Raw genomic sequence first — 15566 nt, 5'->3', positions numbered from 1 at the left:
CAGCCAAGCCAGTTGCGCTTGCGCGCAACGCGCCATGCCTGGCGCACAAACAAAACGCCCGATGCAATGCATCGGGCGTCAGGGTGAAACGGATGTGAAACGGGTTCAGGACCCGACAGCTATCAACTGGACAAGGCAGCCACTTTGGCTCGCGCCGCGTGCAGTTTCTTGTAGCTGTCGATCAAACGCAGATGACGATCGAGCCCTTCCAATTTCATGCTCGTCGGCGTCAGGCCATGGAAACGCACGCTGCCGTTCACCGAGCCGATCGCTGCGTCGATCCGCTCGCTGCCGAACATCCGGCGGAAATTGGCCTCGTAGTCTTCCAGCTCCAGGTCTTCGTCCAGTTCCATCTCCAGCACCGCATTCACAGCCTGGTAGAACAAGCCGCGCTCAACCGTGTTGTCGTTGTACTGCAGGAACATTTCCACCGCTTCTTTCGCCTCTTCGAATTGCTGCAAGGCGAGATAGATCAGCAGTTTCAATTCCAGGATCGTCAACTGACCCCAAGCGGTGTTGTCGTCAAATTCGATGCCGATCAACGTGGTGATGTCGGTGTAATCGTCCAGCTCACTTTCGACCAGACGCTCTACCAGACTCTTCAGTTCGGCTTCGTCCAGGCTATGCAGATTCAGGATGTCGGCGCGGAAGAACAACGCCTTGTTGGTGTTATCCCAGATCAGATCGTCGACCGGATAGATCTCCGAATAATCCGGCACCAGGATGCGGCAGGCCGTTGCGCCGATGTGTTCATACACCGCCATGTAGGCTTCTTTGCCCATGCCTTCGAGAATGCCGAACAGCGTCGCGGCTTCCTCGGTGTTGGAGTTTTCACCCTGGCCGGAGAAGTCCCACTCGACGAATTCGTAATCCGACTTGGCACTGAAGAAGCGCCACGACACCACGCCGCTGGAGTCGATGAAGTGCTCGACGAAGTTATTCGGCTCGGTCACCGCGTGGCCTTCAAAAGTAGGCTGCGGCAGATCGTTCAAGCCTTCGAAGCTGCGGCCTTGCAGCAACTCCGTGAGGCTGCGTTCCAGTGCCACTTCAAGACTCGGGTGCGCGCCGAACGAAGCGAACACACCGCCGGTACGCGGGTTCATCAGCGTGACGCACATCACCGGGAATTCGCCACCCAGCGACGCATCCTTCACCAGCACCGGGAAGCCCTGCTCTTCCAGCGCCTGAATACCGGCCAGAATCCCCGGGTACTTCGCCAGCACCTCGGCCGGTACATCCGGCAGGGCAAATTCGCCTTCGATGATTTCGCGCTTGACCGCGCGTTCGAAAATTTCCGACAGACACTGCACCTGCGCTTCGGCCAACGTATTACCGGCACTCATGCCGTTGCTGAGGTACAGGTTTTCGATCAGGTTGGACGGGAAGTACACCACCTCGCCATCCGACTGGCGCACAAACGGCAGCGAAACAATGCCGCGCTCTTCATTACCGGAGTTGGTGTCGTACAGATGCGAGCCGCGCAACTCGCCATCGCGGTTGTAAATCTTCAGGCAGTATTCATCGAGAATCTCGGCCGGCAGCGCATCTTTAGGGCCCGGCTGGAACCAGCGCTCGTTCGGGTAATGCACGAACGGCGCATTGGCGAGTTCTTCACCCCAGAACTGATCGTTGTAGAAGAAGTTGCAGTTCAGTCGCTCGATGAATTCGCCCAGCGCCGAGGCCAGCGCGCCTTCCTTGGTTGCACCCTTGCCGTTGGTAAAACACATCGGCGAGTGCGCATCGCGGATATGCAGCGACCACACGTTGGGCACGATATTGCGCCACGAAGCGATTTCGATCTTCATGCCCAGGCCGGCCAGAATGCCCGACATGTTGGCGATGGTTTGCTCCAGCGGCAGGTCCTTGCCGGCGATATAGGTGCCCGCTTCCGAAATGGAAGCAGGCATCAGCAACGCCTGGGCATCGGCGTCGAGGTTTTCCACCTCTTCGATCACGAACTCAGGCCCGGCCTGCACCACTTTTTTCACGGTGCAACGGTCGATGGAACGCAAGATGCCCTGGCGATCCTTTTCGGAGATATCCGCCGGCAACTCGACTTGAATCTTGAAAATCTGGTTGTAGCGGTTTTCCGGGTCAACGATGTTGTTCTGCGACAGGCGGATATTCTCGGTGGGAATATTGCGCGTCTGGCAGTACAACTTCACAAAGTAAGCCGCGCACAACGCCGACGAAGCCAGGAAGTAATCGAACGGACCCGGTGCCGAACCATCGCCCTTGTAGCGAATCGGTTGGTCGGCCACCACCGTGAAGTCGTCGAACTTGGCTTCAAGTCGAAGGTTGTCGAGAAAATTGACCTTGATTTCCATGCGGGATTACCAGAATAACGAGCTAAACGAATGGCGGCCATTATCCGGCTTTTCAGCCGCAAGTCTTGTGCTTTTCGGCAATGACCTACGACCGGTCCTATGCTTTCCTTCAACCATCAGCGCTGGACATCGACATGCCGACCCTCGAATCCACCCTCCTGCAAAGCTGGCATGACAACGCCCACAACTGGATCGAAGCCGTGCGCAGCGGCAGCATCGAAAGCCGCCGCCAGGTCACCGACCAGGCCGTCCTGCTGGCGGTGCTGAGTCGTCAGCCCGAGCGCGTGCTCGACCTGGGTTGCGGCGAAGGTTGGCTATTGCGTGCACTCGCCGACCGGGGTATCCATGTGGTGGGTGTGGATGGCGATGCGACGCTGGTCGAGGCGGCGGAGACGACAGGCACTTCGCCGGTGCATCTGGCGAGTTATGAAGAGTTGGTGGAGGCGAAAGTGGACATCGGCCGCGATTACGACGTGATCTGCGCCAACTTCGCCCTGTTGCACCAGGACATCATCCCCCTGCTCGCCGCCATGCACGCCCTGCTCGCCCCCGGCGGCGCGCTGGTGATCCAGACGCTGCATCCGTGGGCCGCAGCAGCCGGCGATTATCAGGATGGCTGGCGAGAAGAGACCTTCGCCGGGTTCAAGGGCCGGTGGCAACCGATGCCGTGGTACTTGCGCACCTTGTCCAGTTGGTTCACTGCGCTGGACATGGCGGGTTTTCAACTGACCGGCCTGCGCGAGCCGCAGCACCCGCAAAGCCCGCTGCCGCAGTCGTTGCTGCTGGTGGCCGAGCGACGCAGCTAAGTATCAGTTGCCGCGCTCCGGCAACATGCCCTTGAGTACGTCGTCCTTTTCAACGAAGTGATGCTTGAGCGCAACCAGCACATGACCGCCGATCAGGGCGCCACACAACCAGGCCGTGTAGGTGTGAATCGCCTTGGCCAGGTCGTACAGGCTCTGATCAGGATCGACCAGCGGTGGCAGTGCGAACAACGCCGCCACCATGATCGGTTTATCCGCGACCGAACTCCAATACCAGCCCGACAGCGGCAATCCGATCAACGCCACGGCGTAAAGCAGCAGGTGCCCGACATACGCGCCGCGCTTCATCATGGGGCTCATCGAATCCGGTAGCGCCGGCGCCGGATGACTCAACCGCCAGGCGATACGCGCGACGATGAGAAACAGCAACGTGCTGGCCATCGCCTTGTGCAGGAAAGTGAGTTCATGGTGAGCGTTGAATTCATCGCGCCAATGCGTCGCCACAATCCCGATGACCCAGGCCGCCACCCAGATCAGCGCCATGCCCCAATGCAGCCATTTTGCGGTGCCGGTGTAGCTTCCTTCCTTCGCCATCGCGAACTGCCTCTGAGCATTGATAGTGGCGAAATTATCGTGGCGTTGCGTCATCAAAAAAACCGTGAATTGTTGGTTAATCAGATCGAGTTATTCGATGAGACTTAATTGATTAACCCGGAAACATTCGGAAATTAATGATAAGTCGACTTGTAGGCGAGACGTGTGCCGGTGTTCCGCCAAGCGTCACCAACCTGTCATTCACACCTGATAACGTCTTGGCGCATCCCTTCAAGGTGACACTTCAGGTGTACTCAAGCACGACCCGCAAGCAGATAATCCTCCGGTCCGACGACATGAGCAGCGACGACTTTGGCGCGCTGTTTTGCAAAATGTTCGGCAACCTTTACGCCGACACACCGCCGCTGCCGAGCAGCATCATCATCGGCGGCGTCTACGGCAGGCACGAAGGCGTCAGCTTTCGCCGCATGTACTACCGTGGCGACTTCAGCGTTGACTTTCCGGCCCCGCTGGACGAAATCACCTTCGTCATTCCTACCGCCGGCAAGATCATTTTCAATCACGCCACTGAGACGGTCGGTTTTACCCAGGTTGGCCTGGCGATCGACAAGGCCGACGTTCGCTCGATGCGTTTCAGCGATGATCATGCGCACTACGGCGTGTCGATCAGGCGAGCGCTGTTCACCGAGCGACTCTCGACGCTGCTGGGCAAACCGATCCTCGACAAGTTGCGTTTCGAGCCGGTGGTGGACCTGAATGCAGCGGCCTTCCAGGGCATCAAGGCCTTGGTGGAACTGGCCACGGGAAGCGAATTCGACTTGCTGATGAACACGGGCTCGCTGATGCCTTCGCGCCTTCAGGAAATGCTGGTTGATGCGGTGCTGGAAGCCTGGCCGCACAACTTCACGCAAGCGCTCAAACACCCTGCCCCGCAAGTCGCGCCACGGCATGTGAAGCTGGCTGTCGAATACATTCAGGAACATCCCGACAATTTGGTCAGCGGCACTGATCTGGCACGGCTAAGCAATGTCAGCCTGCGCGCGCTCCAGGATGGTTTTCAACGGTTCATGGGGACGTCGATCGTTGCCTATCAGCGGCAGGTTCGCCTGGAACGTGCCTACGCCGAACTGGCCCAAGGCGCCGCACCTTCGGTCACCGACGTTGCCCTGCAATACGGCTTCAGCAACGTCGGCAGGTTTTGCCAGTATTTCCAGAACGCCTACGGCGTCAGCCCGGCTGAGGTGAGAAAGAGTTTGCGAATGCGATATCCAGGCTGATTGTTATCAGCTGCTGGGAGCGAGGCCCTCCGCAAATCTCGTGTTCACCGCAAAACCCTGTGGGAGCGAGTTTGCCCGCGAATGCGTCAGCACATCCAACCCCCATGGCGACTGACACACCGCCATCGCGAGCAAGCTCGCTCCCACAATTAGCTCCAGTGAATATGTTCCGTCAGAACAGATAACTGGCCTTGAGGCTGCCATAGCTACCGTGGCTGTCGCCTCCACCGCTGGCGCCGACTTCGGCTCCCACGCTCAGTGCGCCGAGGTTGGCCATGAGATTGACACCGCCGATGAACTGATCCCGATTATCGAAGGCTGCGCGCTGTTCGATATCCAGGCCCAGCAGATGCCCTTCGCTATCAACCTCGTGATCACCCAGCACATGCTCGTAGCCCACCTGCACACCCGGCACCAGTTGCCAGGCGCCCATGTTGATCGACGCAAACGACGCGTTGAGATTGGCCACGGCACTGCGGCGGGTTTCCTGGATGCCGTCGACGTCGAGGGCCAGTTCGCTGCCTTTCTCCTGGAAACCCGACAGGTCCAGATGGCTGACGCGCACGCCGAGGCTCGGTTCGAGGGTCACGCCGCTGACCGGCACACGGTAGCCCAGCGCCACAGTCAAACCGCTGAGGTTGCCATGGCTGTCGCCCTTGGCCGTGCCGAGGCCGCCACCGAGGTCGCGTTTACTGTCGTAGTCGAGCCAGCCGGCGCTGGCGTCTGCATCGACAAACACCCCGCGCTCCAGGCCATCCGGCGCGAAACGTGCGCCAGCGGTGAAGAACGTCAGGTCGGTGTCCACTTCACCTCCCGCCCCGCCAACGCTGCCCTTGCTATAGCCGAAGCCGCCATAGGCGCTGAGCTGTTCGGAAAAGCGCTGGGTCAGGCCCACCATCGCCCCTTGGCTGTGTTCGTTGCTGCTCTGCGCATGGGACGAACCGTCGGTGCCGAGGTAGCCCGCCAGGGCCGTACTCCACAACCGATACTGGCCGACCTTGAGGTCCGTGCCGCTGCTGAACGGCGCTGCGGCTTGATCGATCAGCGCACTCTGGCGCAGCAGGTAGCTGGCAGCATCGGCGTGCACCTGACCGCCGACGGTGGACTCGACGCCGCCGAGCGTCCCGGCATCAATCGCCGATTGCAGGTAGTAGTTGTAATCGCTGTAGGTGCCCGACAGGCTGGAGTTCTGCAACTGTTGCAACAGTTGCGCACCGGCGGCAGCGTTGCCGACAAAGCCTGGCTGACCGGGCAGGCTGTTGTATTCGACCATCTTGCCGCGCAGCACATAGATGGTTTCCTGGGACAGACCCAAACCTTGCTTGAGGTAGTTGTCCATGCTGCCGTATTGCGCGGTCACCTGGTCCAGGCCGGCTTGCAGATAACTGGCGTCCACGCCGAGCAGCGGCGCATAGATCGCCGCCATGCTCGGCGGCATTGCCGCGAGGGTCGCCGCCATCCGCGCGGCGGTGTAGTCGTTGGTTGCCAGGTAGTTGCTCATGATCGTAGCGCTGTCGACCCCGGCGATGCTCAGCAGCACGGCGGCGGTCCAGCCGGTGCGATCCTTGCCGGCGGTGCAATGGAACAACGCGGCGCCGTCGACCCCGGCCAGTTCGTTGAACAGTCTGTTGAACTGGCTGCGCATCCCCGCATCCTTGACGAACGCGCGGTTGGTCTCTTGCATCATGGCGAAGGCTTGAGCGGCACTGGTGAAGGAGATACTGGTGATGTTCGAGCCGGACGTGGTGGCGCCGATGATGTCGATGTTGCTGTAGGTCGCGCCGGTCAGCAGCGTGTCTGGCGTAGCGGCGATCTCGCTCGGGGTGCGCAGGTCGTAGACCGCCTTGATGCCGAGGCTGTTGAGAATGGTCAGATCCGCTGCGGTCGGGGTCACCGCATTGGAGCGGTAGAACACACCGGCGCGCATCGTGCCGTCATTGGCCGTCGAGTACGCGGTGGTGGTGCCGGCGAGATCGCGGAAGTTGTCCATGCCTTTCAGGCGCGGGGTGTTGAGTGGAACAGACTCGGCGGCATGCGCGGCCGCGATGGACAAGCTCAAAACAGACAGCGAACACAGAAGACGTTGAAACACGATGCAGCCTCATTGATAAAGCGTTGGGCTGCCTAATATCTGTGGCGAACTGAGATTGAATGTTACAAATTTCCGCGAGCAGGAAATCTGTGCGCGATCTGTCCGGATGGTTCGTTTTCTGTCCGTGGCGGAGCTCATCTTCGACATTCAATGGGCTATCCTGCCGACTCACTTTCCATTCCAAGGGCCATCCATGCTGATTTCACTCATCTCGAACGGCCAGTCGCTGACGCCCGATGAACCGCCGATCATGGTCCCTTGGTGGAGCTTCACCAAAACAGTCCTGGCCGCGACCGCCCTGACGCTGGTGCGCGATGGTCGGGTCGGGCTGGACGACCCGCTCCCCGATCAACCTTTTACCTTGCGCCAACTGCTGCGGCATGAGGCGGGGCTCGCCGATTATGGCGAACTGGCGCCCTATCACGCCGCCGTCGCCAACCATGAATCCGCCTGGTCGGCGGAGGAAATGATGCAACGTCTGGAAGGCACCCGGCTTCGATACAGCCCCGGAACAGCTTGGCGCTACTCGAACGTTGGCTACATGCTTATCGCCAGGCTGATTGAACAGGTCACGGAGCTGACGATTGAAGAGGCCGTCAGTCAACGCGCGCTGATGCCCTTTGGCCTGTCGAATGTTCGATTTGCCACATCCCGCGTGGATTTAGCCGAAACCTGCCCGAACTACGACCCGGCGTGGGTCTATCACGGTTTGCTGATCGGCCCCGTTTCACAGGCGGCGCTGTTCCTCGATCGATTGCTCGCCGGGCATCTTCTGCCCACACCATTGCTCGAGCAAATGCAGACGGTGCGGATCTTGGGCGGTCCGATTGCCGGTCGCCCTTGGGTTGTCCCGGGTTATGGACTGGGTGTGATGCAGGGCGAAATCGAGGGCGGTTTGACTTCTTGCGGGCACACCGGCGGCGGGCCCGGTAGCGTCATCGCGGTTTACCGTTGCTCCGATGGCGAAACCTCGGCGTGTTGCGCGGTGTTTGAGCAAGGCGCAGAGCAAGGCGTTGTCGAAGCGCAGTGCGTGCGGCAGTTGATGCAAGCGCTACGACAAGCTGTTTGAGCGGCTGCGTGCCCTACTCCTCAACGCGCCCGGTTCCCTCACGATCATGCTCGTAGTGTCTGGCGAGGGGAAACGCCGGCAACCACGATTCGCGCCGCACGGTCCAGCTTTCGTAGGTGGGTTTGAGTTGATCCGGGGCATCCAGCGAGCCCAGGTTCACTTCGATTTCGTCGTCACTGCGGGCAAACACCGACGAGCCGCAGCGGGGGCAGAAAAAGCGCCCGCCGTAGTCGCGTGTTTCACCCTCGATCTTCACGGCGTCCTGAGGGAATATCGCCGAGGCGTAAAACAGCGCGCCATGATGTTTGCGGCAGTCGAGGCAGTGGCAGAGCCCGACTCGATAGGGACGTCCCGAGGCCACAATGCGAACGTTGCCACACAGGCAACCGCCGGTGAATCGGTCCATGCTGCGTCTCCTCTACAAGCAAGCGGTGGGTGCTTGTAAAAATAGCAGCTCAATCAGGACCGATCCGACCATTGGTCCTCGATAAACAGGCTTTGCCTCACGCCACCCGCATCAACTTCGCATAGGCCTGCAAATGATGATCGTCGTCGCCAAACTGACGCGCGACCATCAGCAAATGCTTGGCATGGTGCGACAGCATGTACTCCCAGGTCAGGCCGATGCCGCCATGCAACTGGATACCCTGGTCTGCGACAAAACGACTGGCGCGACTGACGATGAACTTGGCCGCCGCCAGAATACGGCTGCGTTCTTCACTGTCGGCCTGATCGGCGACACACGCGGCGAGCAAGGTCATCGAGGTCGCCTGATCCAGCTCGATGCGCATATCGACCATGCGGTGCTGCAACACCTGGAACTTGCCGATCGGCTGGCCGAACTGTTGGCGCGTCTTCAGGTAATCGAGGGTCAATGCGCACGCCGCTTCCATGCTGCCAACGGCTTCGGCGCATTGTGCGGCGATACAGCGGCCTTGCTGATAACGCAGCGCCGGCAAGGCATTGCCCAGTTCGCCGAGCACCGCATCGCTTTTGACGAACACGTCTTCAAGGTACAGCTCGCAGGCCTTGCGCCCGTCCATGGTCTCGAAAATGCGCCGACGGACACCGCTGGCCTGCGGATCGACCAGGAACAGGCTGATGCCCTTCTCGTCCCGAACCCCGTGGCTGGTGCGCGCCGACACCAGGACCAGCCCGGCGCTTTGCCCGCCGATGATCACCGACTTGCGACCATTGAGCGTCCAGCCGCCAGTGACCGGCTCGGCGACGCTCTGAACGTCGTGCAACTGGTAGTGACTCTGCGGCTCATCAAGGGCGACCGCCAGTTGCAGGCTGGCGCTGCCGACTTGCGGCAACAACCGGTCTTTCTGGGCGTTGCTGCCCAACTGGGCGATCAGGCCACCGGCGAAAATCACCGAGTGCAAATAAGGTTCAAGGCACAGGCCCCGGCCCAGTTCGGTCATGATCAGCATGTTCTCCACGCCGCTGCCGCCGTATCCGCCATAGACTTCGGCAAAGGGCACGGCGCACAGGCCCAGTTCGCCCAATTGCTGCATGAACGGCGCACTGAAACCGTGTGGGCTCTGGCGGTATTGCTCGCGATGCTCGAAACCGTAGACGTCACGCACCAGGCGCGCGGCGGTTTCCTGCAACATCAATTGCTCTTCTGTCAGTTTGAAATCCATGATCGTGGCGCCTTACAGTTCGAGGATCATTTTCGCGATGATGTTCTTCTGGATTTCATTGGCCCCGCCGTAAATCGAGGCTTTGCGCGCATCCAGATACTGGTAGGTGGCCGCGCTGCTGTAGTCGGTGTAGAGCAACGGCTCGTCGCCATAACCGAGTTCATCCTCAATGAACGGCAAGGCATACGGCCCCACCGCTTTGCTGATCAGGTAGGTGATGGCCTGCCGGATCTCGGTGCCCTTGATCTTCAGGAACGAACTTTCGGCACCGGGTACATCGCCGTTTTGAGTGGCGGCCAGGGTTCGCAGGTTGCTCATCTCGGCGGCCATCAACTGCATCTCGACTTCAGCGATCTGCGTGCGAAACAGCGGGTCTTCGATCAAGGGTTTGCCGTCACGCACTTCCTGACTGGCAATGCGCTTGAGACGGCTGAGCAACGCCTTGTTCTGGGCAATGCCGCCGATGCTGGTGCGTTCGTGGGTCAGCAGGTATTTGGCGCAGGTCCAGCCTTCGTTTTCCTGCCCGACCAGATTGGCCACCGGCACCCTCACGTTGTCGAAGAACACTTCGTTGACTTCGTGTTCGCCGTCGAGGGTGATGATTGGGCGCACGGTGATGCCCGGGGTTTTCATGTCGATCAGCAAAAAGGAAATGCCGCGCTGCTGACGGGCCTCGAGGTCCGTGCGCACCAGGCAGAACATCCAGTCGGCAAAGTGCGCCAGGGTGGTCCAGGTTTTCTGGCCGTTGACCACGTAGTGATCGCCTTCGCGCACGGCGCGGGTTTTCAACGACGACAAATCGGAGCCCGCACCCGGTTCGGAGTAGCCCTGACACCACCAGTCTTCGCAGGAAAGAATTCGCGGCAGAAAATGCGCTTTCTGCTCCGCTGTGCCGAACTTGATGATCACCGGTGCGACCATTTTCAAACCGAACGACACCACTTTCGGTGCACCCGCCGCAAAGCATTCTTCATCGAAAATATGTTTCTGCACGGCACTCCATCCGGTGCCGCCGAACTCCTGCGGCCAGCCCGGCGCCAGCCAGCCTTGGCGGTCGAGGATCTGCATCCATTGCACCTGATGCTCTTTGCTCAGGCGTTTGCCTAGGGAAATGCGCTCGGACAATTCACTTGGCAGATTGTCACGCAGAAAGGCCCGGACATCCTCGCGAAAGGCTTGTTCGTGCACTGAGAATTCAATGTCCATCCATCAACTCCAAAAGCCATTCGGCATAACCACAATCCCCTGTGGGAGCGAGCTTGCTCGCGATGGCGTCTGCACATTCAACATTTGCACTGACTGTCCTACCGCTATCGCGAGCAAGCTCGCTCCTACAGGGTAAATATGGGGTTCAGTCGAAAACGATCACCGAACGCGCCAGCTCACCGCGACGCAGTTCATCGAACGCTTCGTTGATCTGGTCGAGGCGGATGCGTTGGGAAATCATCTCGTCGAGCTTGAGCTTGCCGGCCATGTAGAAATCCACCAGGCGCGGCATGTCGACCGGGAAGCGGTTGGAGCCCATCAACGAACCCTGGATGCGTCGTTCGTGCAGCAACTGCAGCGGGTCCAGTTCGATTTTCAGGCCCGGCTTGAGCATGCCGATCACAGTGGCGGTGCCGCCGCGCGCCAGCATGGCGAACGCCTGCTCGGCGGTCTGCTTGAGGCCGATGCATTCGAAGGAGTGATGCACGCCGCCGCGCGTCAACTCCAAAACCTGTTTGGCCGCGTCGCCATCGCGGCCGTTGATCACGTCGGTGGCACCGAACTGTTTGGCCAGTTCCAGTTTCGAATCGAGCATGTCGATGGCGATGATCCGCCCTGCCCCGGCCAGCGCCGCGCCGTTGATCGCGGCCAGGCCGATACCGCCGCAGCCGATCACTGCCACGGTTTCGCCCGGACGTACCTTGGCGGTATTGAACACCGCGCCAGTGCCAGTGGTGACGGCGCAACCGAGCAAAGCGGCGCGGTCCAGCGGCATGTCGCGACGGATCGCCACGCAGGCGTTTTCATGCACCAGCATCTGCTCGGCAAACCCGGACAGGTTGACGAATTGCGGGATCGGCTTTTGCACGTAAGTCAGGCGCGACTCTTCATCCTTGCCGCGCTTGGTTTCCGGCGACACGCAGCGCGCCAGATGACCGGTCACGCAGTGGTCGCAATGGCCACAGAACACGGTCAGGCACGTGACTACATGATCGCCGGGCTTGACCGAGCGCACTTCGGAACCGACCTGTTCGACCACACCGGCCGCCTCGTGGCCCAGCACCAGCGGCCCCGGATACGGAAACGAACCATCGATCACGTGCAAATCAGAATGGCAGACACCCACCGCTTTGGTACGGATCAACACTTCACGCGGGCCCGGTTTGCTGATGCCCACTTCTTCAATGACCAGTGGGGCTCCAACCTGATGGAATACGGCAGCTTTCATGGCAGTTCTCTCAAGAATAGTGTGGGGTTCAGGCCGGGTTGGCCGCTGTGCGCAACACCGCTTTGGCGTGGCTGAACGTGCGGAAACCGTCGATGCCGTGGTAGGCGCCCATGCCGCTCTGGCCGACGCCGCCGAACGGCAGGCCTTCGGTGCTGGCATGGCTCAACACGCCATTGAGGGTCACGCCGCCCGAGCAGGTACGCGTGAGGACCAGTGCCTCTTCTGCGGCGTCGTTGCCGAAGTAATACAGCGCCAGCGGCCGTGGCCGGGCGTTGATCCGGGCGATCACTTCGCTGATGTCGTCGTAAGGAATGATCGGCAGCAGCGGGCCGAAGATCTCGTCCTGCATCACCTGCAAGTCATCACCGGGATTGCGCAGCAGGGTCGGCACGATCTTGTTGCGCGCGCCCTCGCTGAAATCTTCAGCGGCGGCGTTCAGCTCGATCAGCTCGACACCGGCCTCGCGTGCTTCGTTCAGGTAACCCTGCAAACGTTCGTGGTGGCGAGCATTGATGATCGAGGTGTATTCGGGGTTGTCCTTGAGCGTCGGGAAGAACTTCGCGACCACCGCTTTGGCCACGCCGATGAACGCATCCACCGACTCTCGCGGAACGAAAACATAGTCGGGGGCCACGCACAGCTGGCCGGCGTTGAGCAATTTACCGATGACCACCTTGGCCACCGCGTCCTTGAAATCAGCGGTGCGGGAAATGATCGTCGGCGACTTGCCGCCCAGTTCCAGGGTCACCGGCACCAGGTTTTCCGCCGCCGCGCGCAGCACGTGTTTGCCGATGCTGGTGGCGCCAGTGAACAGCAGGTGATCGAACGGCTGGCCGCAGAAGGTCTGGCCGACCTCTGCCCCGCCAAGCACCACCGCCACTTCCTCTTCGGCGTAGACCGAGCGGATCAGCCGCGCGATCAGTGCCGAGGTCTGCGGGGTGAATTCCGACGGTTTGATCATCACCCGGTTGCCGGCCGCCAAGGCACCGGCCAAACCGCTGAACACCATGTAGCCCGGCACGTTCCAGGCAGTGACGATGCCCACCACGCCCAACGGCTGATATTGCACCCAGGCGTCACCGGTGCGAGCCTGGCGTTTTTCCGGGCGCATCCATTCGGCCAGTTCGGCCTTGGTCTGCTTGAGTGCCGCCAACGGCGACAGCACCTCGCTGCCCTTGGAGAAACCGGGGCTGCGATGGCCGAAATCGGCGGTCAGGGCATCGATGATTTCCTGCTCATGCTTGACCAGCAAGCCGATCGCCCGATCGAGCAACTCGCAACGTTCTTCGAGGCTGTAGGGTTCGCGAGCCAGAAAGGCCGCCCGCTGTTTTTCCAGGATCGTGCGGATGTCGGTACTCGGTGAACTCTCGATGGCGCTCATCACTACCTCTCTCTTGTTTTTGTCAGGACGCGGCCGCGCTCAGGCAGCCATGCGTGGGGTCTGGCTGCATGGTTGATCATCACTGGCGCGGCGCCGCCACCCGGATCAGGTGGGTGGCGGCAGACAGCGGACATTCAAGCGAGGATGCCCATCGCCTTGGCGCTGTTGATGGCCTGGGTACGGCGGCAGGCGCCGAGCTTGACGTTGATGTTCTTGGCGTGGGTCTTGACGGTGTTTTCTGAAATGAACAGGCGGCTGCCGACTTCACGCACCGACATGCCTTCGGCCAGCAACTTGAGCACCGAGACCTCGCGGGGCGTCAGGTCATCCTGATAATCCGGCACGACGCTCAAGCGGGTGGGTGCCGGTTGCTCGCGTTGTGCAATCCGGGCTTTTTGCGCAGCAATCGGCCCTTCATAACAAGCGCTGTCGATCTTGCCCCAATGCATGCGCCGCTCGGCTTCGTACAGCATCAGGTGCGCCTTCTCCGGTTGCTGATTGCGCGAGGCAATCTCGGACAACAACAGGTAGCCATTGAGTACAAACGGCGCGCAGCAGTCGCGCACCTGTATCAACCCGGCCTGCGCGACCTGCTCGGCTTCGCCGATATGGCCCTGTTGCAACAGCAACTCGCCGTGCTGGAACAGTAACCGACCGAGCAATGGATACGGCTGCGCCCGGTTGCTGTTCAAACGTTTGAGCTCAGTGCGCAACAGCGTTTGCGCCTGGTTCAAGTCGCCCTGAAGCATCATCAACCGCGCCCTGTCCGTGTTGACCAAGACTTCCGATTCATGACTGCCCTGACGCCGGGCGAGCTCCAGCGAAGATTGCAGCAGCGTTTGCGCCTCGGACAGCTCAGAGGTTTGCATGGCGATGCGCGCCAGGATGCACTGGCACAACAACACCGACAGCCAGTCCTCTGTGGTCAGGTCTTCAAGGGCGGCGCGACAGTGCAGGCGAGCCGTCTCGGTGTTGCCGCGCAGGGCGTGCAAGGTGCCGAACAGGCCCTGCCAGTTGGCCATCAGGCGCTGGTTTCGCTGCGGATCGGGCAGCGGCAAAAAGTGCCCGAGACGTTGCAGGCACGCTTCGGCTTCATCCAGTCGACCACTGAACAACAAGGCCTTGGCGCACAGGTAAATCAAACGCGGACTGCTTTGCAGTAATTGCGGTTCGATGCGTTCACGCCAGTCCATGAGCTTGTTCAGGTGTCGTTCGCCGAGAATCCAGCTGAGCCACAAACGCTCCATGTAGTTGGCGGCGACTTCCGGCTGATCGGCGCACAGGGCTTGCTCGACGGCATCGTCGACGTGCCCCAGCACACTGAGCAACTGACAGGCACGCAGGCGCAAGCGGTTCAGCGGCGCACCGTTCAATTGGCCTTGCAGTGTTTGCGCCACGGCAGGCAACAGGCGGAACCAGCCGGGCTGATGATCGACCGGGACCAGAAAGGCCTGGCACTCCAGCAGACTGTTGAACACCCCACCGGCCTGCTGCCCCTCCCAGAGTTGCTCGCAAAGCTCAGCGCTGGCCTTGGACAAATGCGCAAGGCCGAACAAGATCTCCAGCTGTGCTTCGCTCAAGCGCGACAACAGTTCCCGGTCGAGGTATTGGCCGAGCAATGACGGCCGTGCATTGCCCAATGCCGACGGCAATAGCAGGCGAACACCCGCGCACCAACCACCGGTTTCATGCCAGAGCCGTACGCGCAAAGCCGCGTCGGTATGTGGTGCCAGCCCATTGATCAGCGATTCGAACTCATCGGGCCGCAGGGCCAGTTGCCTGGCATCCAGTTCCAACAACTGACCGTTGAGCATCAGGCGCGGCAGGTTCCAGTCGGGGCGTTGGCGGCAAGTGACCAGTATGTGCAGGTGGGGGTTGTGCAGGGACAGGAGTTGGTCGAACCAGTGGTTCAGATCAGTGGGCAACTCGGCTGGCAGGTCGTCGAAAACCAGACGGATCTTAAGATTTCCATCGTCTGGAAGGGCCTCATCGCGAGCAGGCTCGCTCCCACAGTTGACCGC

12 protein-coding genes are annotated in these 15566 nt (G+C 60.6%); 3 read left to right on the top strand and 9 right to left on the bottom strand.

Features of this window, described 5'->3' with window-relative positions; translation table 11 throughout:
- Window positions 1-122 precede the first annotated feature (122 nt).
- Window positions 123-2327, bottom strand: coding sequence for an OsmC domain/YcaO domain-containing protein (locus tag ACW9JC_RS22310; RefSeq protein ID WP_457457623.1), 2205 nt, complete (start codon window positions 2325-2327; stop codon window positions 123-125).
- 134 nt (window positions 2328-2461) lie between these two features.
- Between ACW9JC_RS22310 and ACW9JC_RS22305 the strand changes: the two genes are divergently transcribed.
- A complete protein-coding gene (locus ACW9JC_RS22305) occupies window positions 2462-3133 on the top strand; it encodes a class I SAM-dependent methyltransferase (RefSeq protein ID WP_457457621.1) in 672 nt (223 codons plus the stop codon).
- A gap of 3 nt (window positions 3134-3136) precedes the next feature.
- Here the strand turns inward: ACW9JC_RS22305 and ACW9JC_RS22300 are convergent, their stop codons facing one another.
- Window positions 3137-3685: a cytochrome b gene (locus ACW9JC_RS22300; RefSeq protein ID WP_457457619.1), complete on the bottom strand. Its 549-nt coding sequence runs from the start codon at window positions 3683-3685 to the stop codon at window positions 3137-3139.
- Window positions 3686-3981: 296 nt separating this feature from the next.
- On the opposite strand from ACW9JC_RS22300, the gene ACW9JC_RS22295 reads away from it, so the two are divergent.
- A complete protein-coding gene (locus tag ACW9JC_RS22295; RefSeq protein WP_457457617.1) occupies window positions 3982-4923 on the top strand; it encodes an AraC family transcriptional regulator in 942 nt (313 codons plus the stop codon).
- Between the two features lie 172 nt (window positions 4924-5095).
- On the opposite strand, the gene ACW9JC_RS22290 is transcribed toward ACW9JC_RS22295, so the two are convergent.
- On the bottom strand, window positions 5096-7015 hold the full coding sequence (locus ACW9JC_RS22290; protein ID WP_457457615.1) for a tyrosine-protein phosphatase: 1920 nt from the start codon (window positions 7013-7015) through the stop codon (window positions 5096-5098).
- 193 nt (window positions 7016-7208) lie between these two features.
- Between ACW9JC_RS22290 and ACW9JC_RS22285 the strand changes: the two genes are divergently transcribed.
- On the top strand, window positions 7209-8084 hold the full coding sequence (locus ACW9JC_RS22285) for a serine hydrolase domain-containing protein (RefSeq protein ID WP_457457613.1): 876 nt from the start codon (window positions 7209-7211) through the stop codon (window positions 8082-8084).
- A 13-nt stretch (window positions 8085-8097) separates the two neighbouring features.
- Here ACW9JC_RS22285 and ACW9JC_RS22280 read toward each other — a convergent pair whose 3' ends face one another.
- The 6 genes from ACW9JC_RS22280 to ACW9JC_RS22255 form a co-directional block, all read right to left on the bottom strand.
- A complete protein-coding gene (locus ACW9JC_RS22280; RefSeq protein WP_416128456.1) occupies window positions 8098-8490 on the bottom strand; it encodes a GFA family protein in 393 nt (130 codons plus the stop codon).
- Window positions 8491-8587: 97 nt separating this feature from the next.
- Entirely contained in the window at window positions 8588-9730 is a 1143-nt protein-coding gene (locus tag ACW9JC_RS22275; RefSeq protein WP_448107342.1) for an acyl-CoA dehydrogenase family protein, read from the bottom strand.
- Between the two features lie 12 nt (window positions 9731-9742).
- Window positions 9743-10936, bottom strand: coding sequence for an acyl-CoA dehydrogenase family protein (locus ACW9JC_RS22270; RefSeq protein ID WP_457457610.1), 1194 nt, complete (start codon window positions 10934-10936; stop codon window positions 9743-9745).
- Between the two features lie 145 nt (window positions 10937-11081).
- On the bottom strand, window positions 11082-12164 hold the full coding sequence (locus ACW9JC_RS22265; RefSeq protein ID WP_448107340.1) for a Zn-dependent alcohol dehydrogenase: 1083 nt from the start codon (window positions 12162-12164) through the stop codon (window positions 11082-11084).
- A gap of 28 nt (window positions 12165-12192) precedes the next feature.
- Entirely contained in the window at window positions 12193-13545 is a 1353-nt protein-coding gene (locus tag ACW9JC_RS22260; RefSeq protein WP_457457607.1) for a coniferyl aldehyde dehydrogenase, read from the bottom strand.
- 134 nt (window positions 13546-13679) lie between these two features.
- Window positions 13680-15566: LuxR C-terminal-related transcriptional regulator (locus tag ACW9JC_RS22255; RefSeq protein WP_457457605.1), on the bottom strand; the 1887-nt coding region annotated here is incomplete at its 5' end.

The organism is Pseudomonas sp. SDO5591_S426 (assembly GCF_054070755.1).
The sequence above is the reverse complement of the archived record's forward strand: the minus strand, read 5'-3'. Positions and strand labels throughout refer to the sequence as shown.

Excerpts from the sequence above, each read along its gene's own strand:
- ACW9JC_RS22310 (WP_457457623.1), bottom strand. The coding sequence starts at position 2,327 with ATGGAAATCAAGGTCAATTTTCTCGACAACCTTCGACTTGAAGCCAAG.
- ACW9JC_RS22305 (WP_457457621.1), top strand. The coding sequence starts at position 2,462 with ATGCCGACCCTCGAATCCACCCTCCTGCAAAGCTGGCATGACAACGCC.
- ACW9JC_RS22300 (WP_457457619.1), bottom strand. The coding sequence starts at position 3,685 with ATGGCGAAGGAAGGAAGCTACACCGGCACCGCAAAATGGCTGCATTGG.
- ACW9JC_RS22295 (WP_457457617.1), top strand. The coding sequence starts at position 3,982 with ATGAGCAGCGACGACTTTGGCGCGCTGTTTTGCAAAATGTTCGGCAAC.
- ACW9JC_RS22285 (WP_457457613.1), top strand. The coding sequence starts at position 7,209 with ATGCTGATTTCACTCATCTCGAACGGCCAGTCGCTGACGCCCGATGAA.
- ACW9JC_RS22280 (WP_416128456.1), bottom strand. The coding sequence starts at position 8,490 with ATGGACCGATTCACCGGCGGTTGCCTGTGTGGCAACGTTCGCATTGTG.
- ACW9JC_RS22275 (WP_448107342.1), bottom strand. The coding sequence starts at position 9,730 with ATGGATTTCAAACTGACAGAAGAGCAATTGATGTTGCAGGAAACCGCC.
- ACW9JC_RS22270 (WP_457457610.1), bottom strand. The coding sequence starts at position 10,936 with ATGGACATTGAATTCTCAGTGCACGAACAAGCCTTTCGCGAGGATGTC.
- ACW9JC_RS22265 (WP_448107340.1), bottom strand. The coding sequence starts at position 12,164 with ATGAAAGCTGCCGTATTCCATCAGGTTGGAGCCCCACTGGTCATTGAA.
- ACW9JC_RS22260 (WP_457457607.1), bottom strand. The coding sequence starts at position 13,545 with ATGAGCGCCATCGAGAGTTCACCGAGTACCGACATCCGCACGATCCTG.